Genomic DNA, 26,940 nt, shown 5'->3' with positions numbered 1-26,940 from the left:
GCGATGAGGACTCCTCGGCCCAAGCCTCCCCGCAACCCCCGGGCCGGGGGCTGCGGCTGCGGCTGCAGCAACTGCTCGGGCTCCGGCTGCGGCTGCTGCGGCAGCTGCTAGCGCCACGCGCGACCGCCGCACCGCGTCACGTCGCGGGCGAACGCCTCACAGGTCCCGGCCCCATGCCCGCAGCGTCGTGATGGCCTCGATCGTCACCGGGCCCGACCACTCGTGCTCCACGACCGGGGTCCAGATCAGCCAGCGGGGCTTCCAGCCGCCGTCGGCGCGCTCGGCCAGCAGCGCGTCCAGGCTCGCCGTCATCTCCCCCGCGGTGAACCACGACGCGGCGAGGCTGTCGGGGGACGCGGCGTACTCGTGCGGGTACGGCAGCTCGGCGGCCACGTAGCCCTCGGGCGCCACCCCGGCGTCGGACTCCACCCGCACCAGCCGCGAGGAGCGCACCAGCTCGCCCAGCCGGTCGGCGGCGGCCTGGGCGCGGGCCCGGTCCGCCGCGCGGTCCAGGAAGGCCATGCTCCCGCGGACCTCGTAGGGGTGCGACGACGTCAGCCCCTCGATCCGGGTCCAGCAGTACTCGGCCGCCCGCTCGACCCACGGGTGCTCGACCCCCGCCAGCGCCCCCACCAGGTTCGCCGTCGGCAGCAGCCCGCCCACCTCCGATGCCTGCCACCACGGCGAGTGCGGGTACTCCCCCGCCGCGACCGCGAACGGCACCGCCGACTCCGCGTCGCTCACCGACGCCAGGAATCCCGCCACCGAGGCCGCCCGCTCCGCCAGTGCCCCGGTCTCCCGCAGGATCTCCAGGGCGGTCAGGGTGGCCAGCGGCTGGCTGTCCGGGCCCCGGCCGTCGGGCTCCAGGGCGTGCCCGTAACCGCCGTCCGGATTGCGGTACGCGTCCAGCGCGCGGACCACCGCCGCGGGGTCGCCGGAGCCGAACAGGAACGCGAACCGGCGGCGGTCCAGGAGGCGGGCGTGGGTCAGGATGAACGTCTCAGCCGCGGTGATCGACACTCGGCGGACTCTACTCAGGACGACGAGGTGACCCGGTAGACGTCGTAGACGCCCTCGACGTTGCGGACCGCCTTGAGGACGTGGCCCAGGTGCTTGGGGTCGCCCATCTCGAAGGAGAAGCGGCTCACCGCCACCCGGTCGCGCGACGTCGTCACCGAGGCGGAGAGGATGTTGACCTTCTCATCCGCCAGCACCTTCGTCACGTCCGAGAGCAGCCGGTGCCGGTCGAGCGCCTCCACCTGGATGGCCACCAGGAAGACCGACGTCTCCGAGGGCGCCCACTCCACCTCCAGCAGCCGCTCCGGGGCGCCCAGCAGGTCGCCCGCGTTGGTGCAGTCCGTCCGGTGGACGCTGACGCCGCCGCCGCGGGTGACGAACCCGAGGATCTCGTCGCCGGGCACCGGGGTGCAGCAGCGGGCCAGTTTGATCCACACGTCCGAGGCGCCCTTGACGATCACGCCCGCGTCGCCGGAGCTGCGGCGCCGGACGATGGTCGACGGGGTCGCCCGCTCGGCCAGCTCCTCCTCGGCCTGCTCGACGCCGCCCAGCAGGGCCACCAGCCGCTGGACGACGTGGCGGGCGGAGATGTGGCCCTCCCCCACCGCCGCGTACAGCGTCCCCACGTCGGGGTAGCGCAGCTCGCGCGACAGCGCGGCCACCGAGTCCGAGGAGACCAGGCGCTGCATGGGCAGGCCGACGCGGCGGACCTCCTTGGTGATGGCGTCCTTGCCGGACTCCATCGCCTCGTCCTTGCGCTCCTTGGCGAACCACTGCTTGATCTTCGCCTTGGCCCGCGGCGACGCGGCGAGCTCGAGCCAGTCGCGGCTGGGCCCCGCGCCCTCGGCCTTGGAGGTGAAGATCTCCACGACCTCGCCGTTCTCCAGCTTGCGCTCCAGCGCGACCAGGCGGGAGTTGACCCTGGCGCCGATGCAGCGGTGCCCGACCTCGGTGTGCACGGCGTAGGCGAAGTCGATCGGCGTCGACCCGGCGGGCAGCGTCACCACGTCGCCCTTGGGGGTGAAGACGAAGATCTCGCGGGCGGCGAGGTCGTAGCGCAGGGACTCCAGGAACTCGCCCGGGTCGGCGGCCTCGCGCTGCCAGTCGAGGAGCTGGCGCATCCAGGCCATCTCGTCGACGTCCATGCCCGAGTGGGTGCCCTTGGTCTCCTTGTAGCGCCAGTGCGCGGCGATGCCGTACTCGGCGGTCCTGTGCATCTCGTGCGTGCGGATCTGCACTTCCAGCGGCTTGCCGTCCGGCCCGATGACGGTGGTGTGCAGCGACTGGTAGACCCCGAACCGCGGCTGGGCGATGTAGTCCTTGAACCGCCCCGGCATCGGCTGCCACAGCGCGTGCACGACGCCCATCGCGGCGTAGCAGTCGCGCACGTCGTCGACCAGGATGCGCACGCCGACCAGGTCGTGGATGTCGTCGAAGTCGCGGCCGCGGACGATCATCTTCTGGTGGATCGAGTAGTAGTGCTTCGGCCTGCCCTCGACCCGCGCGCTGATCCTGGCGTCCTCCAGGTTCGCGCCCAGCTCGGTGACGACCTTCTTCAGGTAGGTGTCGCGCGAGGGGGCGCGGTTGGCGACCAGCCGGACGATCTCGTCGTACTTCTTGGGCTGCAGGATGGCGAACGCCAGGTCCTCCAGCTCCCACTTGACCGTCGCCATGCCGAGGCGGTGGGCCAGCGGGGCCAGCACCTCCAGGGTCTCGCGGGCCTTCTTGGCCTGCTTCTCCGGCGGCAGGAACCGCATGGTGCGCATGTTGTGCAGCCGGTCGGCCAGCTTGATGACCAGCACCCTGGGGTCGCGGGCCATGGCGATGACCATCTTGCGGATGGTCTCGGCCTCCGCCGCCGAGCCCAACTGCACCTTGTCCAGCTTGGTGACGCCGTCGACCAGGTGCCCGACCTCGTCGCCGAAGTCGCCGCGCAGGCCCTCGATGGAGTACTCGGTGTCCTCCACGGTGTCGTGGAGCAGGGCGGCGACGAGCGTGGTGGTGTCCATGCCCAGCTCGGCCAGGATCGTGGCGACGGCGAGCGGGTGGGTGATGTAGGGGTCGCCGGACTTGCGCCGCTGGGAGCGGTGCATCTCCTCGGCGACGTCGTAGGCGCGCTGCAGCAGTGCCAGGTCAGCCTTGGGGTGCAGCTCCCGGTGCACCGCGGCCAGCGGCTCCAGGACCTGTTTGACGGCGGCCGGGCGCTGGGCGGTGATCCGCCTGGCCAGCCGGGCCCGCACCCGCCGGGTGGCCGACGGTTCGCGACCGGCGGGCGAGAGCTCCGCCTCTGCCGCCGCTGCGGCTCCCACGTCGTGTGTCACCCATGCTCCCGGCAAGCTCGGCGCCCAGTGGCGCTCGGCCCTCCGGATCACGAGCGTGACCCGGATACCGAGGATAACGCCCCCCGGACAGCCGAACCGCCCTGGACACGACGAAGGGCATGTTCACAAGGTGAGCAGCGCCGAGAGGTTACGCCCGGGGAGTCGGCCCCGACCGCCCAGCGCGGCGATTTCCAGCACCACGCCGACGCAGAGCACGCGCGCGCCCGCCCGCTCCGCCAGGTCGCAGGCCGCGGCCAGCGTGCCGCCGGTGGCCAGGACGTCGTCGATGACGGCCACCGGCTCATCCGGCGACAGCACCCCGCCGGGCAGCTCCAGCGTCGCCGAGCCGTACTCCAGCTCGTAGGTCTGCCGGTCGGCCACGATGGGCAGCTTGCCCGCCTTGCGCACCGGCACCACGCCCAGGCCGTGCACGGCGGCGAGCGCGGCCCCGAACAGGAAGCCGCGGGCCTCCACCGCCACCACCGTCGTGACCGCGGGGTCGAGGTGGGCGGCCAGCGCGTCGGCCACCGCCCGCAGCGCGGGCCCGTCGGACAGCATCGGGCTCAGGTCGCGGAACAGGACGCCCGGCTCGGGGAAGTCGGGGACTTCCCTGATGAGCGCGAGCGCCCTGTCCAGTGCCGCGTCGGTCACCGGCGCTTCTTGCCCTGCGGCTTCGCGCCGGGCCTGCGCCGCTGGTCGACGGCCTTCGGGTTGCGCGTCGGGACGCCGCCCGCGACCGCCATCGCCCGCTCGCGGCGCAGCTCGGCGGACAGCGCGTCGTCGTCGGAGACGTCCACGTCGGCGTCGGTGCCCGCGGTGACGGCGGCGGCATCGTGCTTGCGGGTGATGTTGTTGCGCCGCTGCGCGACCCGCTGGGCCTGCAGCTTGTACTTCGGGTCGGTCATCTTCAGGTCCACCAGGATCGGGGTGCACAGGAAGATCGAGGAGACCGCGCCCGCGAACATGCCGGTCGCCTGCACGAGCGCGAGGTCGGCCAGCGTGCCGACGCCGAGCAGGCCGACGCCGATCACCAGCAGGCCGGTCACCGGCAGCAGCGCGATCAGCGTGGTGTTGATCGAGCGCATGAAGGTCTGGTTGACCGCCAGGTTGGCCGCCTCGCCGTAGGTGCGCCTGGTGAGGCCGAGCAGCCCCCGGGTGTTCTCCTTGACCTTGTCGAACACGACGACCGTGTCGTACAGGGAGAAGCCGAGGATGGTCAGCAGACCGATCACCGTGCCCGGCGTGACCTCGAAGCCGACCAGCGAGTAGATGCCCGCGGTGATGATGAGGTCGTGGGCGAGGCCGACGAGCGCGGCCACGGCCATCCACTTCTCGAAGTAGAGCGCCAGGAAGATGGTCACCAGGCCGAGGAACACCAGCAGCGCCCAGAACGCCTTGGACGAGATCTCCCCGCCCCACGAGCCCGACACCGCGCTGTCGCTGATCAGCGCCTCGCTGGAGGTGCCGTTCGGGGCGACCGGGGCCAACTCCTCGAACAGGGCCGCCTTGAGCTTGCGGACCTCCTCGGTGGTCAGCGTCTCGGAGCGGATCTGGATGCTGGCGGTGTCACCCGCGCCCACGGTCTGCACCGTGGCGGCCTCGCGGCCCAGGGTCTCGCTGAAGACGTCCTCGGCCGCCTCGGGCTGGATCGGGCCCGCCGCGCTGGCCGCGGGCAGCTGCACCCGGGTGCCGCCCTCGAAGTCGATGCCCAGGTTGAAGCCCTTGAAGACCATCGAGGCGATGCACGCGAGGAACAGCACGCTGAAGAACATGTAGAAGCGCTTGCGCTTGCCGATGATGTCGAGCGCGCCGTTGCCGAGGTAGAGCCGCTCGAGAAAATTATGCCGCTTGTCTCCGCCGGACACGTCACACTTCCTTCACGGCCGGGGCCGCGACCCGCGCCGAGCGCTGGATCGTGGCGGAGCGCTGCGCGCCGCCGAGGCCGGAGAACTTGGGGTTGGACAGGAACTTCGACTTCGACGCCAGCGCCACCAGCGGGTGCGTCACCAGGAACACGACGATGAGGTCGAGCACGGTGGACATGCCCAGGGTGAACGCGAAGCCCCGCACCTGGCCGACGGCCAGCAGGTAGAGCACCGCGGCGGCCAGGAAGCTGACCGCGTCGGCGGACAGGATGGTGCGCCGCGCGCGGACCCAGGCCCTCGGCACCGACGAGCGGAACGTCCGCCCGTCGCGCACTTCGTCTTTCAGTCGTTCGAAGAAGATGACGAACGAGTCCGCCGTGATGCCGATGGCGATGATGAAGCCCGCGATGCCTGCCAGGTCCAGGGTGAACCCGATCCAGCGGCCCAGCAGGATCAGCACCGCGTAGACGATCCCCCCGGAGAGGACCAGCGACAGGATCGTCAGCAGGCCGAGGAAGCGGTAGTAGAACAGGCAGTAGATGAAGACCAGCGCCAGGCCGATGCCGCCCGCGATCAGGCCCGCCTGGAGCGAGGCCAGGCCCAGCGTCGCCGAGACGGTCTCGGCCTCGGAGGACTCGAACGACAGCGGCAGCGAGCCGTACTTGAGCACGTTGGTCAGCTTGGTCGCCTCGGACTGGCTGAACCCGCCCTCGCCGCCGGTGATCTGGGTGTCGCCGTTGATGGCGCCCTGGATCGTCGGGGCGGAGACGACCTCGGTGTCGAGGACGAACGCGGCCCGCTCCTGCACGTGCGCGGCGGTGTACTTCGACCAGATGTCGGCGCCGTTGGGCTTGAAGCTGACCGAGACCACGTAGCCGACGCCCTGGGGGTCGAGGGTCGCGGTCGCGGTGCTGATCTCGGTGCCCTCCAGGAACGAGGGGCCGAGGATGAACTTCTCGATCCCGTCCTGGTCGCAGGCGGCCAGCGGCAGCTTCGGGTCGTCGTTGCCGACCAGCGGGTCGATCTCGCCCGCCCCGCACTTCAGCACCGCCATGGCGGCCTGCTGGATGGTCGGGTCGGGCGCGACCTCGGCGCCGTCGGGGCCCGCGCTCGGGGCGAGCTTGGGGTTCTGGCGGCACGCCTTGCCCGCGGTGATCAGCGCGCTGTCCTCGGCCTTGTCGTCGGCCAGGAGCTTGGCGTAGTTCTCACACGCGACCAGCTCCGGCGGCAGCGCCGGGGGCGCCGACGGGCTCGTCGGCTGCTGCGCGGCGGGCGCGGGGCGGCCCTGGGGGTTGGCCGTGGTCGTGGGCGCGCCGGAGGCCGCCGGTGGGGCGGGCGTGGTCGTCGCCGGGTTCGAGGTGGCGGGCGGCTGGGCGGGCTGCTCCGGCGGGGCGACGCCCGCGGAGTTCAGCACCGGCCGGAAGCGCAGCTGCGCGGTCTGGCCCAGCTCCTTGGCGCGCTCGCCGTTCTCGCCGGGCACCGTGATGACGAGGGTGTCGCCTTCGAGGATGACCTCGGTGCCGCTGACGCCGATGCCGTTGACCCGGGTCTCGATGATCTGCCGGGAGATCTCCAGCGATTCCCGCGATGGCGGCTCACCGGACTCCGTGCGGGCGGTCAGCGCGACGCGCGTACCGCCCTGCAGGTCGATTCCCAGCTTGGGGGAGAGTTTCCGGTCGCCGGTGAAGAACACCAGCAGATAAAGGAAGGCGACGATCGCCACGAAGAACGCCAGATAGCGTCCTGGGCGGATCTGCCCGGCCGGTGGTGCCACGGTCGGTCGTTCTCCTCGAATCGGGCGGGTGCGGGGCGCGCTGGGGGCGCATGGCGTCGGGGTCTCACCATGCTGCTGCGCCCACACCCGTGTGCACAGGGTGAGGGCGCAGCGTATCCGTTGCGACGTGAACCCGGTGTTGCGTGGGTCACTTCCGCTGGGGTGGTCAGTTGCGCTTGTCGTGCTCCAGCGGCGCGGCGATCTCGGCGCTCGACTCGGTGAGCTCGTCCTCGCTGTCGTCCTCGTCGTCGTCGATGAGGTCCGGGCCGACCTTCTCGCGGACGGCCTGGCGCAGCCACGTCGTCTCCACGCCGGGCGCGATCTCCAGGCCGATGGAGGCGTCGTCGGAGATGTCCGAGACGGTGCCGTAGAGGCCCGAGGTGGTCATCACGCGGTCGCCGACGGTCAGCGAGCTCTGCAGCTCCTGCTGCTGAGCCACCATCTTCTTCTGCCTGCGCGAACCGAGGATCAGCGGGATCGCCAGCACGGCGATCAGCAGCAGCGGAAGCAGGGCCTGTTCCATGTCTCTCCGTTCGCCGGAACCGTTCCCCCTCGGTGGAGCCCGGGGAAAAGTCCGATATTGACGAATCCGGTGCGGCGCGCGTGTCGGGCCGTCACTCGTCGAACAGCGTAGGCGCGCCGCGTCCGGGAGCGTCTACCGGGGCGGACAGGCCCAGGTGCGCCCACGCCGCCGCGGTGGCGACCCGGCCGCGCGGAGTCCTGGCCAGCATCCCCGCGCGCACGAGGTACGGCTCGCACACCTCCTCCACCGTAGTCGGCTCCTCGCCGACCGCAACGGCCAGCGTGGAGACGCCGACCGGGCCGCCGCCGAAGGAGCGGACCAGGGCGCCGAGCACGGCCCGGTCGAGCCGGTCGAGGCCGAGGTCGTCGACGTCGTAGACGGCGAGCGCGGCCTTGGCGACCTCCAGGGTGACCGCGCCGTCGGCGCGCACCTCGGCGTAGTCGCGGACCCGGCGCAGCAGCCGGTTGGCGATGCGCGGGGTGCCCCGGGAGCGCGAGGCGATCTCGGCGCCGCCGTCGGGGCGCAGGTCGACGCCGAGGATCGTCGCCGAGCGGCGCAGGACCCGCTCCAGGTCCTCGGCGGTGTAGAACTCCATGTGCGCGGTGAAGCCGAAGCGGTCGCGCAGCGGGCCGGTCAGCGCGCCGGAGCGGGTGGTGGCCCCGACCAGGGTGAAGGGCGCGATCTCCAGCGGGATGGACGTGGCGCCGGGGCCCTTGCCGACGACGACGTCGACCCGGAAGTCCTCCATCGCCAGGTACAGCATCTCCTCGGCGGGGCGGGCGATGCGGTGGATCTCGTCGATGAACATGACCTCGCCCTCGCCGAGGTTGGACAGCATCGCGGCGAGGTCGCCCGCGCGCTCCAGGGCCGGGCCGGAGGTGATCCGGATGGGTCGGCCCAGCTCGGCGGCGATGATCATGGCGAGGCTGGTCTTGCCGAGGCCGGGCGGCCCGGACAGCAGCACGTGGTCCGGCGGCGCGCCGCGCCCGGTGGCGCCCTTGAGGACGAGTTCGAGCTGCTCGCGCACGCGGGGCTGGCCGACGAACTCGGCCAGGTTGCGGGGGCGCAGGGTGGACTCGTCGTCGCGCTCGGTCGGGTCGGCGTGGGCGGAGACGGTCGAGTCCTCCCACTCCTCGGGCTCGGTCACCGCTTGCGCCCGAGGGTGGCCAGCGCCTCCCGGAGGGCGGTGGACATGTCGGCGGCGCCGTTGGCCGCCAGGACGCTGTCGACGGTCTGCTCGGCCTGCTTGGCCGGGAACCCGAGGCCCACCAGCGCCTCGACGACCGCGCCGCGCACGCGGCTCGGGCTCTGCGCGGCGGGCGCCTCGGTGGGCAGCGCGCCGACCTTGTCGCGCAGCTCGATGATCAGCCGCTCGGCGCCCTTGCGGCCGATGCCGGGGACCTGGGTCAGCGCGGTGATGTTGCCCTCGGCCAGGGCGTGGCGCAGCTGGTCGGGCTCCAGCACGGCGAGGGTGGCCAGGGCCAGCCGGGGGCCGATGCCGGAGACGGTCTGCAGGAGGCGGAACAGGTCGCGCGCCTCGGCGTCGGCGAAGCCGAACAGGGTCAGCGAGTCCTCCCGCACGACCAGCGCGGTGGCCAGCGCGGCCTCCTCGCCGCGGCGCAGCCCGGCCAGCGTGTGCGGGGTGGCCTGCACGGCCAGGCCGACGCCGCCGACGTCGACCACCACGTGGTCGAGTCCGACCGAGGCCACCTGTCCGCGTACCGAGGAGATCACCGCATCACTCTCTATCGCTGGGTTTGCCGAGCCGCGGCGGCCAGCCTGGCACGGTGCTTCCTGGCCAGCTCGGCCGCCCTCGCCTCGGCCTCGGCGAGGCGCGCGCGCACCGGCGCCCGCCAGATGTGGCAGATGGCCAGCGCGAGCGCGTCGGCGGCGTCGGCGGGCTTGGGCGCCTCGGCGAGGCCGAGCAGCCGGGTGACCATCGCGGTCACCTGCGCCTTGTCCGCGCGGCCCGACCCGGAGACGGCGGCCTTGACCTCGCTGGGGGTGTGGAACTCGACGGGAATCCCGCGCCGGGCGGCGGCCAGCGCCGTGACCCCGGCGGCCTGGGCGGTGCCCATCGCGGTGCGCACGTTGTGCTGGCTGAACACCCGCTCGATGGCCACGACGTCGGGCTTGTGGCGCTCCAGCCACTCCTCGACGCCGTCGGAGACCTTGAGCAGGCGCACGGCGAGGGTGTCCTCGACCGGCGTGCGGATGACGTCCACGGCCACGGCCGTGACCTTCTGCCCGGCGCCCCCGTCGACCACGGCGATGCCGCAGCGGGTCAGGCCGGGGTCGACTCCCAGCACGCGCACCCCGGCTCCCTTCGCAGAACACTCGTTCGAGAGCTTAGGGGAGACCCGGCCGCCGCCGGTTGTCGACACGCCTGATCAGCGCGGCGGGCCCGGGGCCGCCCTGGTGATCGTGATGGGGGTGTCCATGCGGGCCGGGAGCAGCGCTTCGGTGGGGGCCAGCCAGGGCTCGTGGGCCGGGGCGCCGGGCCGGGCGGTCCACGACCGGCAGATGGTGTCGAGCCGGATCGGGTGGATCGTCAGGGTCCCGGCGCGGTCGATGTGCAGGCGCAGGAAGCCCTTGTGGTCCTCGATGCTCTGCCCCGCCATCACCTCGTTGAGGTTGATGCCCGCGCGGGAGGCGAGCAGCAGGTAGACCGCGACCAGTTCGGCGTCGATGAACCCCACGACCAGCGGCGTGCCGAGCGAGACGATCGCCAGCGTGGACCAGTCGCCGACGGAGCTGTCGGGCAGCACCGAGGTGTGCAGCCAGGTCACCAGCAGCGCCCAGCCGACGCTGAGTCCTATGTGGGCGAAGGCGTGCAGGAGCCCGGCCACGGTGGGCTTGGTCCCCTGCCGGAACCGCTGGATCTGGGCGAAGGCCAAGCCGCCCAGGACCAGCACGATGGCCACCGTGACCGCGGGCACCCAGCCCGCCACCTTGCCGAAGAAGTCCTGCCGGTCGTCGTCGGTCAGGGTGTTGACCAGGCCGTACAGCACGGCCACCGTCATCAGGGTCTGGAAGGTGGCCGTCAGCGCCCAGAAACCGGGGTTGCGCCAGGGCAGCGAGAAGATGCCGGTGGCGAAGCGCCGCGAGGTCCGCACGTCCGGGTAGCGCGCGGCGAGGTCGTAGTCGGCGGGCGGGGACGGGTCGCGCACCCGGGACGCCTCCGGGGGCAGGTGCAGCGACTCGGGCAGTTCGTGGGTCGCGGCCAGGTACGCCCCGCCCAGGCCGCAGGTGATCAGGTGCCTGCCGCCGTCGCGCTCGGTGAAGCGGGCGTAGTGGTGGGCGTCGCCGGAGAGCATCACCCGGATCTGGGCGCCGCGCGCGCGGACGATCTCGCGGTTGAAGAACTCGATGGTGTCGTGGCACTTGGTCGAGCCGTCCGAGCCCGCCGCCACCCAGGCCGGGCTCGGCGTGCAGAGGATGACCCCGTCGCCCTCGTCGATGTCGCGGGACACCTCGCGGAAGTACTCCAGCTGCGGAGCGTCGACGTAGTCGTCGAACTGGGTGTCGATGGCCAGCAGCCACCAGCGCTGCGGCAGCTGCACGGCGAAGTACGACCGGGTCTGCTCGGTGTCCCAGCCGCCGATCGGCCTGCGCTGGGCGAACACCCGCAGGAAGGAGGTCAGCCCGTCGTACCAGTCGTGGTTGCCGGGCAGGGCGAACAGCACCGGCCGCTCCCCCCGCGCCGCGGGCAGGGCGGCGCGGTACGGGCCCTTGGCGCGGTCCTCGTAGGCCCGCGTCGACGCGCCGGGGTACACCTGGTCGCCGCCCAGGACCAGCAGCTTGCCGCGGGGCAGCTCGGCGTCCTCGACGGTCAGGGACTCCGCGGCCAGCAGGGAGGCCACCGAGTAGGTCGCGTCGAAGCCGTCGCCGATGTCGGCGGCGTAGTCCAGCCACAGCTCGTCGCCGAGGTGGCGGTGGATGGTCGAGGGGAGGCTGCCCTGCAGCTCCCGCTTGTCGGCGTAGGAGCCGAAGACCGCGGCGATCGCCGACTGGACGCCGGTGCTGACGAGCACCTTCGGCGCGAGCCAGCGGACCGCGGGCTGCGGGTGGAAGCCCAGCTCGACCTCGGTGCAGTCGCTGGGCCGGGACCGTTCGGGGGACATATCGATGGGTGTCTCAGCGGACATCACAGCGCCCCTTCCGCCCAACCGGACCAAGATCCTACCCGGCGTTCGGACGCGTCCGGCAGGTCCGTTCAGGGTCCGTCGTCTCAGGGTCCGCCGACTCAGGGTCCGTCGACGCCGGGCCGCCAGGTCTCCGGCCGCCCGGTGTAGGTGAGCACGGGCTGCCAGGTGTCGAACCCCTCCGGCGCGTCCGGGCTCCACGGCCACTTGCCCTGCGGCGTGGCCACGATGAGCTGCAGCGCCGGGAAGTCGCCCTGGGGGTACACCAGGAGCGCGGTGCCGAAGTACTCCAGGTAGTGCGCCTTGTGCACGCGTTCCACGACCACCGGGGTGCCCTCGAAGAAGTCCAGGTACGGCAGGCCGGGGTAGAACCGCTCCCCCTCGGCGGCGCGCCGGGCGTAGAGATCGATCAGCGGGCGGGTCATGTTCACCGGCAGGCCGATGACCACCGCCTCGGGGACGCCGAAGCGGCGCCACATGCCTACGGAGAAGGCGTAGGGCGCCCCGTCGGCGTCACCCGCGACCTCGACCACGGCGTGCCCGTCCTGGTCAGCGGTGCTCAGCAGCCACTGGCGCAGGCGGGCCTCGTCGTCGGAGAGGTCGGGTAAGGACACTAGGCGTCGACCTCGGCCATCACATCGTCGGTGATGTCGAAGTTGGCGTAGACGTTCTGGACGTCGTCGGAGTCCTCCAGCGCGTCGATCAGCTTGAAGATCTTGCGCGCGCCGTCGGCGTCCAAGGGGATCGTGGTGCTCGGCAGGAAGCCCGCGTCGGCGGACTCGTAGTCGTAGCCCGCGTCCTGCAGGGCCTTGCGCACGGCGACCATGTCGCCCGCCTCGGAGACCACCTCGAAGTTCTCGCCGTGGTCGTTGACCTCCTCGGCGCCCGCGTCCAGCACGGCCATGAGCACGTCGTCCTCGGACAGCTCGCCCTTGGGGACGATCACCACGCCCTTGCGGTTGAACATGTAGGCCACCGAGCCGGGGTCGGCCATCGAGCCGCCGTTGCGGGTCATCGCGGTGCGGACCTCGGTGGCGGCCCGGTTGCGGTTGTCGGTCAGGCACTCGACCAGCACGGCCACGCCGTTGGGGCCGTAGCCCTCGTACATGATCGTCTGCCAGTCGGCGCCGCCCGCCTCCTCACCGCCGCCGCGCTTGCGGGCGCGCTCGATGTTGTCCATCGGCACGGAGCTCTTCTTCGCCTTCTGGATGGCGTCGTAGAGCGTCGGGTTGCCCTCGGGGTCGCCGCCGCCGGTGCGCGCGGCCACCTCGATGTTCTTGATCAGCTTCGCGAAGAGCTTGCCACGCTTGGCGTCGAGGGCGGCCTTCTTGTGCTTGGTCGTCGCCCACTTGGAGTGGCCGCTCATCTCTCCTCCGTCTTATCTCATGCTTCGCGGACGATGTCCGCGAACAGGCGGTGCACGCGGTGGTCGCCGGTGAGCTCGGGGTGGAACGCGGTCGCCAGCACCCGGCCCTGCCGAACAGCGACGATCCTACCGCCGGCCGCGCCCGCCACGGGGGTCTCGGGCACGGCGGCGAGCACCCGCACCTCAGCGGAGACCGACTCGACCCACGGCGCGCGGATGAAGACCGCGTGCACGGGGCCGTCGTCGAGGCCGGTGAAGTCCAAGTCCTCCTCGAAGGAGTCGACCTGCCTGCCGAAGGCGTTGCGCCGCACGACCATGTCGATCCCGCCGAGCTGGTGCTGGTCGGGGCGCCCGTCGAGGACCTTCCCGGCCAGCAGGATCATCCCGGCGCACGAGCCGTAGACGGGCATGCCGTCGGCGATCCGGGCGCGCAGCGGCTCCAGCAGCTCGAAGGTGGCCAGCAGGCGGGAGATGGTGGTCGACTCCCCGCCCGGCAGCACCAGGCCGTCCACTTCGGACAGCTCGGTCGGCCTGCGCACGCTCCGGGTCGCGGCGCCCGCCGCGGTGAGCGCGGCGACGTGCTCGCGCACATCGCCCTGCAGGGCGAGCACCCCGATCAGGGGTCGGTCGGTGGGCACCGGTGGTGAGTCCTTTCGGTATGGCGGTCGAGCCTAGTCAGGACAGCCCGGCCAGCCTCAGCAGGGCGGTGGTCAGCGCGGCGGCCACGACGACCACCACGAACGGCGCCTTGCGCCAGGCGAGCACGCCGCCGACGAGCACCCCGGCGGGCAGCGACCAGCCCGCGAACTCCGGGCCCTTGGCCAGCGCGGAGGTGGCCACCAGGGCGACGAGCAGGACGACGGCGGCGGTGGACATCAGCTCGCGGACCCGCGCGGAGAGCGTGAGCCGCTCGCGCAGCAGCATCCCGCCGACGCGGAAGGCGAAGGTGCCCGCGGCGAGCACCAGGATGGGCAGCAGGGTCATCGGACCACCTCGGGGACGCGGCGCGGGGTGACGAGCAGGCCGAGCAGGGCCAGCAGCACGGGCATCCCGGTCGGCAGGAACGGGGTCGCGGCCAGCGCGATCGCCGCGCCCGCCAGCGCCGGGGTGCGGACCTTGACGTCTTTGAGCGCGGGGAGCACCAGCGCCAGCATCGCCGCGGGGAAGACCGCGTCCAGGCCCAGCGCCTCGGCGTCGCCGACGAGCTGACCGGCCAGCGCCCCGCCGAGCACGCCGAGGTTCCACGCCGCGAACAGCGTCGCCCCGCACGCCCAGTACGCCGCGCGGGCCCTGGTCGCGTCCCGCTGGGCCAGGGCGAAGGCGACCGACTCGTCGATGAGCAGGTGGCTGCCGACGATCCTGGCCGCCCAGCCGCGGCCGACCAGGTCGCCGACCGCCAGGCCGAACGGCAGGTGGCGGGCGTTGAGCAGCAGGCCGCCGAGCACCGCGGCGATCGGGCTGCCGCCCGCCGCGGTCACGCCCACCACCAGGTACTGCGACCCGCCCGCGAAGATCAGCACGGACATGGCAACCGGCACCCAGAGCGGCAGGCCGGAGGCCACCGAGATGGCCCCGAAGGAGGCGCCGTTGACCGCCGCGGCGGCGGCGATGGCCAGCACGCCGCGCCACAGCTCGGCATCGAGTGTTCGCCAGATCGAACGCATGGTGTCCTACGATGAACAAAGCCGAGTCGTTCGTCAAGCCGAACGACTGTTCCGTCACACCGAACGGGAGAACTGGTGGGCGCCCCACTGGAGGTCATCGCCCGGTCGCTGCGCCGTGAGCGCGAGCGCGCCGCCCTGTCCCTCAGCGAACTCGCCAAGCGCGCGGGCATCGCCAAGTCGACGCTGTCGCAGCTGGAGTCCGCCTCGGGCAATCCCAGCGTGGAGACCCTGTGGGCGCTCAGCGTCGCGCTGAACGTGCCCTTCAGCAGGCTGGTGGAGCCCGCGGCGCCGCGCGTGCGGGTGATCCGCGCGGGCGAGGGCCCGGTGGTGCACTCCGAGCGCGCCGACTACGCCGCGACCCTGCTCGCCTCGTGCCCGCCCAACGCCCGCCGCGACATCTACCTGATCACCGCGGCGCCCGGGGGCCGCCGCGAGTCCGACCCGCACTCCCCCGGCGTGGTCGAGCACGTGGTCATCGCCACCGGGCGGGCCCGGCTCGGCCCCACCGACGAGCCGGTGGAACTCGGGCCGGGCGACTACATCGCCTACCCCGGCGACGCCCCGCACGTCTTCGAGGCGCTGGAGCCGGGCACGACCGCGTGCCTGGTCTCCGAGCACGTTTAGGTCGTGTCTCAGGTGTGGGGTGCGGGAGAGTCGTGATCAGTCCGCCCGCAGGCGGTGCGGACGGATCGTCCTCATACCGGTGTCGTATTCGGGCGCATCCGGCCGTGCCGCCTGCGGCCGGACTGGCGCGGCCATGCCGTGCTCCACACCTGAAACACGGCCTAGACCTACCAGCCGCGCTCGGCGAGGCGGTGCGGCTCCGGGACGTCCTCGACGTTGATGCCGACCATGGCCTCGCCCAGGCCGCGGGAGACCTTGGCGACCATGTCCGGGTCGTCGTGGAAGGTGGTGGCCTTGACGATGGCGTCGGCGCGCTTGGCCGGGTCGCCGGACTTGAAGATGCCCGAGCCGACGAAGACGCCCTCGGCGCCGAGCTGCATCATCATCGCCGCGTCGGCCGGGGTGGCGATGCCGCCCGCGGTGAACAGCACGACCGGCAGCTTGCCCGCGCGGGCCACCTCGACGACCAGGTCGTAGGGCGCCTGCAGCTCCTTGGCCGCGACGTACAGCTCGTCGGCGGGCAGGTTCTTCAGCCGGTTGATCTCGCCGCGGATCTTGCGCATGTGGGTGGTGGCGTTGGAGACGTCGCCGGTGCCCGCCTCGCCCTTGGAGCGGATCATCGCCGCGCCCTCGGTGATGCGCCGCAGCGCCTCGCCCAGGTTCGTCGCGCCGCAGACGAAGGGCACGGTGAAGGCCCACTTGTCGATGTGGTTGGCGTAGTCGGCCGGGGTCAGCACCTCGGACTCGTCGACGTAGTCCACGCCGAGGGACTGCAGGACCCGCGCCTCGACGAAGTGGCCGATGCGGGCCTTGGCCATGACCGGGATGGAGACGGCCTCGATGATCCCCTGGATCAGGTCGGGGTCGCTCATCCTGGCCACGCCGCCCTGCGCGCGGATGTCGGCGGGCACCCGCTCCAGGGCCATGACCGCGACGGCGCCCGCGTCCTCGGCGATCTTCGCCTGCGTGGCGTCGACGACGTCCATGATCACGCCGCCCTTGAGCATCTCCGCCATACCGCGCTTGACCCGGGTCGTGCCGGTCTCGGGCTGGGGGGTGGGGGTCTGTGCGTCGGACACGGTTCGCCTCTCGAAGTCGGGTGCGTGCGGGGCGGGCAGAAGCCGCCTGACCACAGCTTACGTGCGAGGTGGACCGCTGATGGCGGCCAATCCGGACCGATCTCGGCAGGCCACTTCCCGGCTCGGGGCAGCGCATTGGTCGCCGACGGTGCCAAGATGTGATATCGCACACAGTGCAGGACGAGCGGGAGGTGCGGGAGATGGGGAACAAGCACTCCGACAACGGTCAATCCGGGTCCACCGTGGTGGTGGACGACCCGGCGCGCATACGGAACGTGGCCCTCGTCGGACCCTCCGGCTCCGGCAAGACGACCCTCGCCGAGGCGCTGCTCGCGGCCACCGGCGTGCTGGGCAGGGCCGGGTCGGTCACCGAGGGGACCACCGTCTGCGACCACGACCCGGCCGCGGTGCGCCAGCAGCGCTCGGTGGGGCTCTCGGTGGCCCCGCTGGTGCACGGCGGCGTCAAGGTCAACCTCATCGACACCCCCGGCTACGCCGACTTCGTCGGGGAGCTGCGGGCCGGGCTGCGGGCGGCGGACGCCGCGCTGTTCGTGGTGTGCGCCGCCGAGGGCGTCGACCCCTCGACCACCGCGCTGTGGCGCGAGTGCGCCGACGTCGGGATGCCGCGCGCGCTCGTCGTGGCCCGCCTCGACCACCCGCGCGCGGACTTCGACGCCGAGCTGGCCGCCTGCCGGGACGCCTTCGGCGCCAACGTCCTGCCGCTGTACCTGCCGGTCGGCGAGTCCGTCCTGGACAGCCTGATCACCCAGCGGCGCTTCGACCACTCCGGCGGCGACCCCGTCGTGACCGACCTGGACGACGCGGGCCGCGAGCGCGTCGCGGAGGCCCGCGCGGAGCTGCTGGAGGGGATCATCGCCGAGAGCGAGGACGAGACCCTGATGGAGCGCTACCTCGCGGGCGAGGACATCGACACCGACACCGTCGTCGCCGACCTGGAGACCGCCGTCGCCCGCGGCGCCTTCCACCCGGTGATCCCGGTCTGCGCGCTGAGCGGGCTCGGGCTCGCGGAGCTGCTGGAGGTGCTGACCCGGGGCTTCCCGTCGCCCCTGGAGCACCCGCTGCCCCTGGTGACCGACCCGCGGGGCCGCCCGCACGCGAGCCTGGTCCCCGACCCCCGTGGCCCGCTGGCCGCCGAGGTCGTCCGCACGGCGGTGGACTCCTACGTGGGCCGGGTGTCCCTGGTGCGCGTGTTCTCCGGGACGCTGCGCCCGGAGCGATCGGTCCACGTCTCCGGCCACGGCCTGGCCGACCGCGGCCACGAGGACCACGACGCCGACGAGCGGGTGGCCCACGTCTACTCCCCGCTGGGGGCCTCGCTGCGCGAGGTCCCCTACTGCGTCGCCGGTGACGTGTGCGCGCTGACCAAGGTCGGCACCGCCGAGACCGGCGACACCCTGTCCGCACCGGAGGACCCGCTGCTGATGGCGCCGTGGACGATGCCGGAGCCGCTGCTGCCGGTGGCCGTCACCGCCCGCACCCGCAGCGACGAGGACGCCCTGGCCCGCAACCTGGCCCGGCTCGTCGCGGGCGACCCGACACTGCGCATGGACCGCGATTCCGAGACCCACCAGCTGGTCCTGTGGTGCATGGGCGAGGCCCACGCGGACGTGGTGCTGGCGCGGCTGCGCGCGGGCGGCGCGGAGATCGACACCGAGCCGGTGAGGGTGCCGATGCGGGAGACCTTCAGCGGCCCGGCGCACGGGCACGGCAGGCACGTCAAGCAGTCCGGCGGCCACGGCCAGTACGCGGTGTGCGACATCGAGGTCGAGCCCCTGCCCACCGGGTCGGGCTTCGAGTTCGTGGACCGGGTGGTCGGCGGCGCGGTGCCCCACAACTACATCCCGAGCGTGGAGAAGGGCGTGCGCGCGCAGCTGGCCCGGGGGCTGGCGAGCGGGAACCCGGTGGTCGACGTGCGCGTGACCCTGGTCGACGGCAAGGCGCACAGCGTCGACTCCTCCGACGCCGCCTTCCAGGCAGCGGGCGCGCTGGCGCTGAGGGACGCGGCGGCCAAGACCTCGGTGTCCCTGCTGGAACCCGTCGACCTGGTCACCGTCCGCCTGCCCAACGACCACCTCGGCGCGGTCCTCGGCGACCTGTCCGCCCGCCGCGGCAGGGTCCTGGGCACCGAGGCCGAGGGCGCGGGGTCCACCGTCGTCACCGCCGAGGTCCCCGCGGCGAACCTGATCCGCTACCTGATCGACCTGCGGTCCCTGACCTCCGGCTCGGCGACGTTCAGCCGCGCCTTCACCCGCTTCGACGCCATGCCCGCCCAGGTCACCTGACCGACTTCAGCGCCCCGTCCCACGACACGGCCCCGGACAGCAGGTCGGCGAACTGCACCGGGTACACCGTCTCCGCCGTCGCGGCCAGCTCCGCGGCGCTCCACCAGCGGTGCTCGGTGATCGTGGCCGCTTCCTCCTCGGTGAAGCCCGCGGTGTCCACCGTCGCCCCGTCCGGCAGGTCGGCGACGAAGAACCACTCCTCGCCGTCGTAGCCGCGGCCGCCGAAGCTGAACTCCACGCGCCGCCGCCACACCGGCCCGACCAGCTCGGCGGCGGGGACGGTGACGCCGGTCTCCTCGGCCAGCTCCCGGACCGCGGCGGAGCGGAGGTCCTCGCCGGGCTCCACGCCGCCGCCGGGGGTGAACCAGAACCGCGTGCCGGGCGCGGCCGGGTCGCTGCCGAGGAACAGCAGCACGCGGCGCTCGGGGTCGAGGAGCACCACGCGGGCGGAGGGCCGCGGGCTGGGCACGTCCTGGTCGAGGTCCGGCTCGGCCATCTCGAAGTACTCCGGGCGCGGGGCCAGGCCCGCCAGCTTGAACCAGCGCACCACCCGGCGGCGGCGCTGCACCAGCGTGTCGCGGACGGCGTCGCCGTGGACGCGGCGGGCGATGACCATGCGGTGCTCGGCGTCGACCAGCTCGGCGGCCAGGGCCAGCGGCAGCGCCCGGCGGTCCACTTCGGACAGCACGCGGGTCAGGGCGTTCTCCGCGTGCTCGCGGCCCACCCGGCCCGCGCGCTCGGCCCGCTCGGCCACCACCCGCAGCCGGTCGGCCTCCTCGAGGTCGAGCACCCCGCACACCGCCCGCGCGACCACGGCCCGCCGGGCCAGCGCCGCCTCCAGCGCAGCCCACGCCGCGTCGGTGCGCACGTGCAGCCGGTCCAGGCGGTTGGCCGTGCCCACCAGGTACACGCCCATCAGGACCACCACGGCGACGAGGGCGATCAGCCACCAGGTCACGGCGCCTCCGCCACCCGGCGCGGGCACGCGGCGACGGCCTGCTCGTAGACCCGCAGCACCTGCGCGGCCACGACCGACCAGTCGTAGGCGGCCACCCGGCGCTCCCCCTCGGCGGCCAGCGCGGCGCGCCGGGAGTCGTCGGCCAGCAGGCCGCGCAGGGCGTCGGTCAGCGCGGCGGCGTCGCCGACCGGGGTCAGCACGCCCGCGCGGCCGTCATCGAGCACGCGGCGGAAGGCGTCGAGGTCGCTGGCGGCGACCGCGGTGCCCGCGGCCATGGCCTCGGTCAGGATGATGCCGAAGCTCTCCCCGCCGGTGTTGGGCGCGCAGTAGACGTCGACGCTGCGCAGCATCCTGGCCTTCGTGGCGTCGTCGACCTGGCCGAGCAGCTCCAGCGGGATGGGGCCGGCGGCCTTGCGCAGCTCGTCCTCATCACCCCGGCCGACGACCACCAGCCGCAGCTCGGGCAGCTCCTCGACAAGCGGTCGCAGCGCCTTCAGCAGCACCGCCATGCCCTTGCGGGGCTCGTCGTAGCGGCCGACGAACCCCACCGAGCAGCCGCGCGGGTAATCCGGCAGCGGCTCGGCGTCCCGGAAGAAGCCCACGTCCACGCCGTTGGGGATCTCCACGGCGTCGCCGCCCAGGTGCTCCACCTGCACCCGCCGGGCCAGCGCGGACACCGCGATGCGCGCGGTCACCTTCTCCAGGAACGGCTGCAGGATCAGCTGGAACGCGCTCAGCGTCCGCGAGCGCGGGGTGGAGGTGTGGAAGGTGGCCACGATCGGGCCGTCGGCGACCATCAGCGCCAGCATCGACAGGCTCGGCGCGGTCGGCTCGTGCAGGTGCAGCACGTCGAACTCGTGCTCGCGAATCCAGCGCCGCACGCGGGCGAAGGACAGCGGCCCGAACGACAGCCGCGCCACCGACCCGTTGTACGGGATGCCCACCGCGCGCCCGGCGGGCTGGACGAAGTCGGGCACCGGGGTGTCGTCGTCGGCGGGCGCCAGCACCTCGACCTGGTGGCCGAGCCCGCCCAGCGCCCGCGCCAGGTCGACCACGTGCGCCTGGACGCCGCCGGGGACGTCGAAGGAGTACGGGCAGACGATCCCGACGCGCAGGCTCACGACACGTCCTGCCCGACGGGCGCGCGGTCGGCCAGCCACAGGTCCTGGAGCATGTGCCAGTCGGCGGGGTGCGCGGCGATGTCGGCGGCCAGCACGTCGGCGAGCGCCTGGGTGGCGGCGGGCACCTGCCGCACCCCGGCCACCGGCAGCGGCGGGTGGATGCGCAGCGCCCAGCCGTCCTCGGTGAACCAGGACCCGCACGGCAGCAGGACGGCCCCGGTGCGCGCGGCGAGGTAGGCCGGGCCCGCGGGCATCTTGGTCTCGGCGCCGAAGAAGGTCACCGGCTTGCCGCTGGGGGTCAGGTCCCGGTCGGCGAGCAGGCAGACGACCTTGTTCTCGCGCAGCCGCTCGGCCAGCACGACCGCCGGGCTGCGCTCGCCGCCGGTGACCGGGACGACCTCGAAGCCCAGCGACTCGCGGTAGGCGACGAACTTCTCGTACAGCGCCTCGGGCTTGAGCCGCTCGGCGACGGTGGTGAAGCGGCCGTGCCTGCGGGCCAGCCACAGGCCGACCGCGTCCCAGTTGGCCGAGTGCGGGATGGCCATGACCACGCCGTTGCCCTCGGCCAGCGCGGCCTCCAGGTACTCCACGCCGGTCGTGTTCGCCTCGACGTTGCGCGCCACCTCGGCGTGGTCCATCGACGGCAGCCGGAACGCCTCCATCCAGTAGCGGGCGTAGGACCGCAGTCCGGCTCGGACGAGGTCGTCCAGCTCCTCCTGGCCCGCTTGCGGCACGACGCGGGCCAGGTTGCGGCGCAGCCGCTGGGCCCCCGGGCCGTTGCGGCGGGCGGCGAAGTCGGCCCCCGCGGTGAACAGGCTCCGCGCCGCCCCTGGCGGCAGCATCCTGACCACGCGCCAGCCCGCGCCGTACCCGGCCGCGACCAGCCGGTCCCGCAGCGTCAGCTCGCCCATGTCATCCCCCGCAACGCAATCTCCCGCAGCGCGATCCCCCGAAGGGCGACCTCCCGCGGCGACATCTCCCGCGTCATCAATTCCCGCAGCATCATCAATTCCCGCAGCATCATCAATTCCCGCAGCGTCATGGTGTCTTTCCCTCCGCGCTCCTGCGCACCGCGACGAGCCGCTGCGCGACCGTCACCACGGACCCGGCCGCGAGCACCAGCAGCGCGACGTGCAGCGCGTAGGGCACGCCGAGCCCGGCGAACCCGGCCCCGGCCAGCGTGATGATCAGGCGCTCGGCCCGCTCCACCAGCCCGCCGTCGGCGACCAGGCCGCTGGCCTCGGCGCGGGCCTTGACGTAGGAGATCACCTGCGCGGTCACCAGGCAGACGAGCCCGGCGGCGGCCAGCACCCGGTCCCCCTGGGCGAAGGCGTACCAGACCAGCGCGCTGAACAGGGCGCCGTCGGCGATGCGGTCGCAGCTGGCGTCCAGCACGGCCCCGTAGCGGGTGCCACCGCCCCTCGCCCGCGCCATGGCGCCGTCGAGCAGGTCGAACATGGCGAAACCCCACACCACGAACGTGCCCGCGAGCAGGTGGCCGGTCGAGAACAGCCACAGCGCGCCCGCCACGACGCCCGCCGTGCCGAACACGGTGACCGCGTTCGGCGTCAGCCCGGTCCGGACGAGCCACGCGCCGACGGGATCGGTGACCCGGGACACCGAGGCTCTGGCGAAGATGTTCAGCATGGTGCCTAACCGGCGGAGTTGGACATTCGGCCCGGGCAGCCTAACCGCAGGCCGCCTGCCGTGGACCTGGCAGGTTCGTGCTCAGTTCACGCCGCGACCGTGCGCATCTGTGCCGCGTGGTCGGGCCGCTCGGGCGCTCGGCACTAGGATCGGCGTCATGGCCGCAGGTGTGCGCTCGGAGGAGCCTGAGCTCGTCGCCCAGGAAGGGGTCGGAATTCCCGACGCCCTGCAGCGACTGTGGACCCCGCACCGCATGGCCTACATCCGCGGGGAGAACAAGCCGGTCGCCGACACCCGCGAGCTGTGCCCGTTCTGCACGCTGGTGGAGCTGTCCGACCCCGACGCGCTGATCATCGCCAGGGGTCAGGTGGTGTACGTGGTGCTGAACCTGTACCCGTACAACCCCGGGCACCTCATGGTCGTCCCGTTCCGCCACGTCGCCGACTACACCGACCTGACGCCGGAGGAGACCGCCGAGCTGGCCGGGTTCACCCAGCGCGCGATGCGGGTCGCCAGGAAGGTGGCCGCGCCGCACGGGTTCAACATCGGCATGAACCAGGGCGTGATCGCGGGCGCGGGCATCGCCGCCCACCTGCACCAGCACGTGGTGCCGAGGTGGGGCGGCGACGCCAACTTCATGCCGGTGATCGGCCACACCAAGGTCCTGCCGCAGCTGCTCGGGGAAACCCGGACCCTGCTGGCCGACGCCTGGGAGAGCGTGGGGTAGGGCGTTTCAGCGCGCCGCGTCCTGACGAGGGCCTAGCCCTGGGAGGCGATGGCGCTCAACAGAGCCGCCATCCCGGACCCGGGAAGCACGAGCACTCCCCCTGTCGGAGCCTTGCTGTCCCGCAGACCGAACCGACCAGCAGACAGCCGGGCCGCTTCAACGCAGTTGCCGCCGCCAGTGCCGCCACTGCCGGAGAAGGTGCTCTTGCGCCAGGTCACACCCTCGTCGCCCATGGGATGTTCCTCTCGGTGGGGATCACCCGTATGTCTTACCAGCCTCCTTGATCAGTCGCACCGACTCTGCGGGTGAGAGTGCGCAGTCGGTGAGGATGCCCCACCGCTCCGTACAGGTCCGCACCATCGCCCTGTCCTCGATGTAGACCGCGCCGCCGGGGCCTTCCGCATACCCGAAATCCGGAATCGGCTCGGGCAGGGTCAGGAGTGAGAACGGCCCGTCGACCAGCGGTGTCGCTCCAGCGGACAGGGGCAGCACTTGAATGGTGACGTTCTCCGCCTTGGCGGCGGACAACAGGCGACTGCACTGGCCCGACATGGTTTCCGCACCACCAATGCTCCGACGCAGGACGCCCTCGTCGAGGATCACGTGATACCTCATCGGATCGGGCCTGTTCAGGACCCGCTGACGAGCAGCCCGCGCCAGCACCCGCCGCTCTACTACCTCGTGATCCATCCCAGGATTGGCTCCGGAGATCATCGCCCGCGTGTATTCCGGCGTCTGCAGGAGCCCTGGAACCACGACGGTCTCCAACTGCCGTACCGCCAGCAACGCTGCCTCGACATTGAGCAGGAGGTGGAAGTCTTCCGGCAAGTCTTGCCGGATCGGCACCCAGTAACCCCGCTCAGCGGGCTTCGCGGCGAGTCCCTTCACCCACGAACGCGTTCTCTTGTCGGTCACGCCGTAGACAGTCAGGAGCCGCTCCACGTCGGGCGGTTTGACGCCGGTCTCCCGGTTCTCGATCCGGCTGATCTTCGACCGAGACCACGTGCCGCCCAATGGTTGCAGCCGTTCCACGGCCTGTTCCATCGTCAGACCCGACTTGTCCCTCAGCTCACGCAGGGTCTCGATCAACTGCCAGTGGCGCACGGTCGCGTTCACGGGACTGTTGTCCACGCTCACCACGAACCTCCGATCTAGTGAAAATCAGGAGTTGCACTTTCGGAGTCGAGATTCGTGGGACAGTCTAGCCCCACAGCGAGTAATCGCATGGGGACACGCCGTGGGAGGCGCACATGTCAGTCGAAGCAGGGCAGCCCGGGATCGACGGGGCAGAGGTCGGCGATCCGGCCATCGTGTTCGGCGATGCCCCGGTGTTCGCGGAGGCGGTGGAAGCGGTCCTCCGCGCCTCGGCGCCTCGGTTGTTCGCGGTGCTCCACGAGTTCGGGCATCGGGAACACGCTCGGATCGCTGCTTGGGGGTTGGCCTTTGACGACCACGTCGAGGTCGCCGACGTGGACGGCTCGTGCCGGATGCGCCTCAGCAGCGCCGAGCGTGCCCGTGCCTTCCTTGAGTACGAGCAGGCCAGCGCCCACCTGTTCTGGGTGGACCGCTAGACCTCAGACCGAGAACGTCTCCGCGGTGGGGGAGGTGTTCTCGCGGCGGGCCACCCAGGACTCGATCGCGGCGGCGGCCTTGTCGGTCGGGACGCCGTTGACCTGGGTGCCGTCGCGGAAGCGGAACGACACCGCGCCCGCTTCGACGTCCTTGGCGCCCGCGAGCAGCAGGAACGGGACCTTCTGCAGGGTGTGGTTGCGGATCTTCTTCTGCATCCGCTCGTCGGAGGCGTCCACCTCGACGCGCAGGCCGCGGGCCTTCAGCTCCTTGGCCACCGCCGCGAGGTGGTCGACGTGCTCGTCCGCCACCGGGATGCCCATGACCTGGACCGGGGCCAGCCAGGCCGGGAAGGCGCCCGCGTAGTGCTCGGTCAGGACGCCGAAGAAGCGCTCGATGGAGCCGAACAGCGCGCGGTGGATCATGACCGGGCGCTGGCGGGAGCCGTCACCGGCGGTGTACTCCAGCTCGAAGCGCTCGGGCAGCATGAAGTCGACCTGGATCGTGGACATCTGCCAGGTGCGGCCGAGGGCGTCCTTGGCCTGCACCGAGATCTTCGGGCCGTAGAAGGCCGCGCCGCCCGGGTCGGGCACCAGGTCAAGGCCGGAGTCCTCGGCGGCCTCGCGCAGGGCCTCGGTGGCCTTCTCCCAGACCTCGTCGGAGCCGATGTACTTCTCGTCGTTGCGGGTCGACAGCTCCAGGTAGAAGTCGTCCAGGCCGTAGTCGCGCAGCAGGCCGAGCACGAACGACAGCAGCGACTTCAGCTCGTCCTGCACCTGCTCGGGCGCGCAGAAGATGTGCGCGTCGTCCTGCGTCATGCCGCGCACCCGGGTCAGGCCGTGGATCACGCCGGACTTCTCGTAGCGGTAGACCGAGCCGAACTCGAACATCCGCAGCGGCAGCTCCCGGTACGACCGGCCGCGGGAGCGGAAGATCAGGTCGTGGAAGGGGCAGTTCATCGGCTTGAGGTAGTAGTCCTGCCCCGGCTTGCGCACGGTCCCGTCGGCGTTCAGCTCGGCGTCGAGGTGCATCGCCGGGTACATGCCGTCGCGGTACCAGTCCAGGTGCCCGGAGGTCTCGAACAGCGTGCCCTTGGTGATGTGCGGGGAGTAGACGAACTCGTAGTCCTCCTCCTCGTGCCGCTTGCGCGAGTAGTCCTCCATCACCCGGCGCACGATGCCGCCCTTGGGGTGGAAGACGGCCAGGCCGGAGCCGATCTCGTCGGGGAAGCTGAACAGGTCCAGCTCCGAGCCGAGCTTGCGGTGGTCGCGGCGCTCGGCCTCGGCGATCAGCTCCAGGTGGCGGTCCAGCGCCTCCGTCGACTCCCACGCGGTGCCGTAGATGCGCTGCAGCTGCGGGTTCTTCTCGCTGCCCCGCCAGTACGCCGCGGCGACCCGCATCAGCTTGAAGGCGGGGATGTGCTTGGTGGTCGGCACGTGCGGGCCACGGCACAGGTCGCCCCAGACGCGCTCACCGGAGCGGGGGTCGAGGTTGTCGTAGACGGTCAGCTCGCCGCCGCCGACCTCCATCACCTCGCTGGTGTCGACGTCGCTCTTGATGTCGACCAGCTCCAGCTTGTACGGCTCGTCGGCCAGCTCGGCCTTGGCGGCCTCGACGGAGTCCACCACGCGGCGGGAGAACCGCTGCGCCCCCTTGATGATCTGCTTCATGCGCTTCTCCAGCGCCTGCAGGTCCTCGGGGGTGAAGGGGCGCTCGACGTCGAAGTCGTAGTAGAAGCCGTCCTTGACCGGCGGCCCGATCCCCAGCTTGGCCTCGGGGAACTGCTGCTGCACCGCCTGGGCGAGCACGTGGGCGCAGGAGTGGCGGATGACGGCGCGGCCGTCGTCGGAGTCGGCGGCGACCGGCTCGACGGCGCTGTCGGCCTCAGGGGTCCAGGTGAGGTCGCGCAGCCTGCCGTCGGCGTCGCGGACCACGACGACCGCGTCGGGGCCCTTGCCGGGCAGCCCGGCCTCGCGGACGGCGGCGCCCGCAGTAGTCCCCGCGGGCACCACCACGCTCGTGGGGGCGGCGGGCACGGGCTGCGGCTGAGACACGACGGCTCCTGTCGGTTCGATAGCGGAACACGAGGATGCTATCGAGGCCGGTCGCGGGCCTGCCCCCCGGTTTCCACCGCGTCCGCGAGCCGCCTGCAACGCCCCCGCCCCGCCTGGGGTTTGCCCCCAGTGAGAGCGGCGACCACCAGACGCCGCGCCCGCGCGCCGGACATGATGGGAAGT

Annotated in this window: 28 protein-coding genes; 4 read left to right on the top strand and 24 right to left on the bottom strand. The window is 72.3% G+C overall.

All coding sequences use genetic code 11. The annotated features are described in order from the left end of the window. Positions 1-156: 156 nt before the first annotated feature. The 15 genes from ACTG9Q_RS29475 to ACTG9Q_RS29405 form a co-directional block, all read right to left on the bottom strand. Complete coding sequence (locus ACTG9Q_RS29475) at positions 157-1,020, bottom strand: hypothetical protein (RefSeq protein WP_455576193.1); 864 nt, start codon at positions 1,018-1,020, stop codon at positions 157-159. A gap of 14 nt (positions 1,021-1,034) precedes the next feature. Next, positions 1,035-3,338, bottom strand: a complete 2,304-nt coding sequence (locus ACTG9Q_RS29470) for a RelA/SpoT family protein (RefSeq protein WP_455576192.1) — start codon at positions 3,336-3,338, stop codon at positions 1,035-1,037. A 123-nt stretch (positions 3,339-3,461) separates the two neighbouring features. After that, on the bottom strand, positions 3,462-3,989 hold the full coding sequence (locus ACTG9Q_RS29465; protein ID WP_455576191.1) for an adenine phosphoribosyltransferase: 528 nt from the start codon (positions 3,987-3,989) through the stop codon (positions 3,462-3,464). Next, positions 3,986-5,203 (bottom strand): protein translocase subunit SecF, encoded by a 1,218-nt coding sequence (gene secF, locus ACTG9Q_RS29460; protein ID WP_455576190.1) that lies wholly within the window; start codon positions 5,201-5,203, stop codon positions 3,986-3,988. Before secF ends, ACTG9Q_RS29465 begins: the two co-directional genes overlap by 4 nt. Before the next feature lies 1 nt (position 5,204). Continuing rightward, a complete protein-coding gene (secD, locus tag ACTG9Q_RS29455) occupies positions 5,205-6,977 on the bottom strand; it encodes a protein translocase subunit SecD (RefSeq protein ID WP_455576189.1) in 1,773 nt (590 codons plus the stop codon). A 166-nt stretch (positions 6,978-7,143) separates the two neighbouring features. Continuing rightward, a complete protein-coding gene (gene yajC, locus ACTG9Q_RS29450; protein WP_455576188.1) occupies positions 7,144-7,500 on the bottom strand; it encodes a preprotein translocase subunit YajC in 357 nt (118 codons plus the stop codon). A 91-nt stretch (positions 7,501-7,591) separates the two neighbouring features. Beyond that, positions 7,592-8,647, bottom strand: a complete 1,056-nt coding sequence (gene ruvB, locus ACTG9Q_RS29445) for a Holliday junction branch migration DNA helicase RuvB (RefSeq protein ID WP_455576187.1) — start codon at positions 8,645-8,647, stop codon at positions 7,592-7,594. Beyond that, entirely contained in the window at positions 8,644-9,234 is a 591-nt protein-coding gene (gene ruvA, locus ACTG9Q_RS29440; protein ID WP_455576186.1) for a Holliday junction branch migration protein RuvA, read from the bottom strand. Before ruvA ends, ruvB begins: the two co-directional genes overlap by 4 nt. A gap of 11 nt (positions 9,235-9,245) precedes the next feature. Further along, positions 9,246-9,815: a crossover junction endodeoxyribonuclease RuvC gene (ruvC, locus tag ACTG9Q_RS29435; protein WP_455576185.1), complete on the bottom strand. Its 570-nt coding sequence runs from the start codon at positions 9,813-9,815 to the stop codon at positions 9,246-9,248. A gap of 75 nt (positions 9,816-9,890) precedes the next feature. After that, positions 9,891-11,648 (bottom strand): metallophosphoesterase family protein, encoded by a 1,758-nt coding sequence (locus ACTG9Q_RS29430; protein WP_455576184.1) that lies wholly within the window; start codon positions 11,646-11,648, stop codon positions 9,891-9,893. Between the two features lie 98 nt (positions 11,649-11,746). Beyond that, positions 11,747-12,259, bottom strand: coding sequence for a DUF4262 domain-containing protein (locus ACTG9Q_RS29425; RefSeq protein ID WP_455576183.1), 513 nt, complete (start codon positions 12,257-12,259; stop codon positions 11,747-11,749). Further along, the gene (locus ACTG9Q_RS29420; RefSeq protein ID WP_455576182.1) at positions 12,259-13,011 is read right to left on the bottom strand and encodes a YebC/PmpR family DNA-binding transcriptional regulator; all 753 of its coding nucleotides are present in this window, start codon (positions 13,009-13,011) and stop codon (positions 12,259-12,261) included. Before ACTG9Q_RS29420 ends, ACTG9Q_RS29425 begins: the two co-directional genes overlap by 1 nt. 17 nt (positions 13,012-13,028) lie before the next feature. Then, entirely contained in the window at positions 13,029-13,649 is a 621-nt protein-coding gene (gene pdxT / locus ACTG9Q_RS29415) for a pyridoxal 5'-phosphate synthase glutaminase subunit PdxT (protein ID WP_455576181.1), read from the bottom strand. A 37-nt stretch (positions 13,650-13,686) separates the two neighbouring features. Then, a complete protein-coding gene (locus ACTG9Q_RS29410) occupies positions 13,687-13,995 on the bottom strand; it encodes an AzlD domain-containing protein (RefSeq protein WP_455576180.1) in 309 nt (102 codons plus the stop codon). Next, positions 13,992-14,675: an AzlC family ABC transporter permease gene (locus ACTG9Q_RS29405; protein ID WP_455576179.1), complete on the bottom strand. Its 684-nt coding sequence runs from the start codon at positions 14,673-14,675 to the stop codon at positions 13,992-13,994. The genes ACTG9Q_RS29410 and ACTG9Q_RS29405 overlap by 4 nt, the downstream gene beginning before the upstream one ends. A 75-nt stretch (positions 14,676-14,750) precedes the next feature. Between ACTG9Q_RS29405 and ACTG9Q_RS29400 the strand changes: the two genes are divergently transcribed. Next, a complete protein-coding gene (locus ACTG9Q_RS29400; RefSeq protein ID WP_455576178.1) occupies positions 14,751-15,299 on the top strand; it encodes a helix-turn-helix domain-containing protein in 549 nt (182 codons plus the stop codon). A gap of 167 nt (positions 15,300-15,466) precedes the next feature. On the opposite strand, the gene pdxS is transcribed toward ACTG9Q_RS29400, so the two are convergent. Continuing rightward, entirely contained in the window at positions 15,467-16,378 is a 912-nt protein-coding gene (pdxS, locus tag ACTG9Q_RS29395; RefSeq protein ID WP_455576177.1) for a pyridoxal 5'-phosphate synthase lyase subunit PdxS, read from the bottom strand. A gap of 200 nt (positions 16,379-16,578) precedes the next feature. Here pdxS and ACTG9Q_RS29390 point away from each other — a divergent pair, with 200 nt between their 5' ends. Further along, complete coding sequence (locus ACTG9Q_RS29390; RefSeq protein WP_455576176.1) at positions 16,579-18,681, top strand: elongation factor G-like protein EF-G2; 2,103 nt, start codon at positions 16,579-16,581, stop codon at positions 18,679-18,681. Here the strand turns inward: ACTG9Q_RS29390 and ACTG9Q_RS29385 are convergent. From ACTG9Q_RS29385 to pgsA, 5 genes are read right to left on the bottom strand one after another with little or no spacing between them, the layout of a single operon-like run. After that, positions 18,674-19,639 carry an NUDIX hydrolase gene (locus ACTG9Q_RS29385; RefSeq protein ID WP_455576175.1) on the bottom strand — a complete coding sequence of 322 codons (966 nt, stop codon included), beginning with the start codon at positions 19,637-19,639 and terminating at the stop codon, positions 18,674-18,676. The two genes, ACTG9Q_RS29390 and ACTG9Q_RS29385, sit on opposite strands and share 8 nt — an antisense overlap. Further along, positions 19,636-20,754 carry a glycosyltransferase family 4 protein gene (locus ACTG9Q_RS29380; protein ID WP_455576258.1) on the bottom strand — a complete coding sequence of 373 codons (1,119 nt, stop codon included), beginning with the start codon at positions 20,752-20,754 and terminating at the stop codon, positions 19,636-19,638. Before ACTG9Q_RS29380 ends, ACTG9Q_RS29385 begins: the two co-directional genes overlap by 4 nt. A gap of 2 nt (positions 20,755-20,756) precedes the next feature. Then, positions 20,757-21,671, bottom strand: a complete 915-nt coding sequence (locus tag ACTG9Q_RS29375; protein ID WP_455576174.1) for a phosphatidylinositol mannoside acyltransferase — start codon at positions 21,669-21,671, stop codon at positions 20,757-20,759. Next, positions 21,659-21,802 (bottom strand): hypothetical protein, encoded by a 144-nt coding sequence (locus ACTG9Q_RS29370; RefSeq protein ID WP_455576173.1) that lies wholly within the window; start codon positions 21,800-21,802, stop codon positions 21,659-21,661. The genes ACTG9Q_RS29375 and ACTG9Q_RS29370 overlap by 13 nt, the downstream gene beginning before the upstream one ends. Then, positions 21,799-22,407: a phosphatidylinositol phosphate synthase gene (gene pgsA, locus ACTG9Q_RS29365; RefSeq protein WP_455576172.1), complete on the bottom strand. Its 609-nt coding sequence runs from the start codon at positions 22,405-22,407 to the stop codon at positions 21,799-21,801. The genes ACTG9Q_RS29370 and pgsA overlap by 4 nt, the downstream gene beginning before the upstream one ends. 157 nt (positions 22,408-22,564) lie before the next feature. Between pgsA and ACTG9Q_RS29360 the strand changes: the two genes are divergently transcribed. Then, on the top strand, positions 22,565-23,134 hold the full coding sequence (locus tag ACTG9Q_RS29360) for an HIT family protein (RefSeq protein WP_455576171.1): 570 nt from the start codon (positions 22,565-22,567) through the stop codon (positions 23,132-23,134). A 32-nt stretch (positions 23,135-23,166) separates the two neighbouring features. On the opposite strand, the gene ACTG9Q_RS29355 is transcribed toward ACTG9Q_RS29360, so the two are convergent. After that, positions 23,167-23,367, bottom strand: coding sequence for a DUF397 domain-containing protein (locus ACTG9Q_RS29355; RefSeq protein ID WP_455576170.1), 201 nt, complete (start codon positions 23,365-23,367; stop codon positions 23,167-23,169). Positions 23,368-23,389: 22 nt separating this feature from the next. Beyond that, the gene (locus tag ACTG9Q_RS29350) at positions 23,390-24,250 is read right to left on the bottom strand and encodes a helix-turn-helix domain-containing protein (protein ID WP_455576169.1); all 861 of its coding nucleotides are present in this window, start codon (positions 24,248-24,250) and stop codon (positions 23,390-23,392) included. Positions 24,251-24,384: 134 nt separating this feature from the next. On the opposite strand from ACTG9Q_RS29350, the gene ACTG9Q_RS29345 reads away from it, so the two are divergent. Then, a complete protein-coding gene (locus ACTG9Q_RS29345) occupies positions 24,385-24,705 on the top strand; it encodes a hypothetical protein (protein ID WP_455576168.1) in 321 nt (106 codons plus the stop codon). A gap of 3 nt (positions 24,706-24,708) precedes the next feature. Here ACTG9Q_RS29345 and thrS read toward each other — a convergent pair whose 3' ends face one another. Further along, complete coding sequence (gene thrS / locus ACTG9Q_RS29340) at positions 24,709-26,718, bottom strand: threonine--tRNA ligase (RefSeq protein WP_455576257.1); 2,010 nt, start codon at positions 26,716-26,718, stop codon at positions 24,709-24,711. Positions 26,719-26,940: the final 222 nt, after the last annotated feature.

This window comes from Actinokineospora lacus (genome assembly GCF_053813445.1).
Note: the sequence above shows the minus strand (reverse complement) of the source record. Positions and strands in the feature narration are given on the sequence as shown.

Coding starts and splice junctions, on each gene's coding strand:
- yajC (WP_455576188.1), bottom strand. CDS start 7,500: ATGGAACAGGCCCTGCTTCCGCTGCTGCTGATCGCCGTGCTGGCGATC.
- ACTG9Q_RS29430 (WP_455576184.1), bottom strand. CDS start 11,648: ATGTCCGCTGAGACACCCATCGATATGTCCCCCGAACGGTCCCGGCCC.
- ACTG9Q_RS29420 (WP_455576182.1), bottom strand. CDS start 13,011: ATGAGCGGCCACTCCAAGTGGGCGACGACCAAGCACAAGAAGGCCGCC.
- ACTG9Q_RS29410 (WP_455576180.1), bottom strand. CDS start 13,995: ATGACCCTGCTGCCCATCCTGGTGCTCGCCGCGGGCACCTTCGCCTTC.
- ACTG9Q_RS29405 (WP_455576179.1), bottom strand. CDS start 14,675: ATGCGTTCGATCTGGCGAACACTCGATGCCGAGCTGTGGCGCGGCGTG.
- ACTG9Q_RS29390 (WP_455576176.1), top strand. CDS start 16,579: ATGGGGAACAAGCACTCCGACAACGGTCAATCCGGGTCCACCGTGGTG.
- ACTG9Q_RS29375 (WP_455576174.1), bottom strand. CDS start 21,671: ATGGGCGAGCTGACGCTGCGGGACCGGCTGGTCGCGGCCGGGTACGGC.
- ACTG9Q_RS29370 (WP_455576173.1), bottom strand. CDS start 21,802: ATGACGCTGCGGGAATTGATGATGCTGCGGGAATTGATGATGCTGCGG.
- pgsA (WP_455576172.1), bottom strand. CDS start 22,407: ATGCTGAACATCTTCGCCAGAGCCTCGGTGTCCCGGGTCACCGATCCC.
- ACTG9Q_RS29360 (WP_455576171.1), top strand. CDS start 22,565: ATGGCCGCAGGTGTGCGCTCGGAGGAGCCTGAGCTCGTCGCCCAGGAA.
- ACTG9Q_RS29355 (WP_455576170.1), bottom strand. CDS start 23,367: ATGGGCGACGAGGGTGTGACCTGGCGCAAGAGCACCTTCTCCGGCAGT.
- ACTG9Q_RS29345 (WP_455576168.1), top strand. CDS start 24,385: ATGTCAGTCGAAGCAGGGCAGCCCGGGATCGACGGGGCAGAGGTCGGC.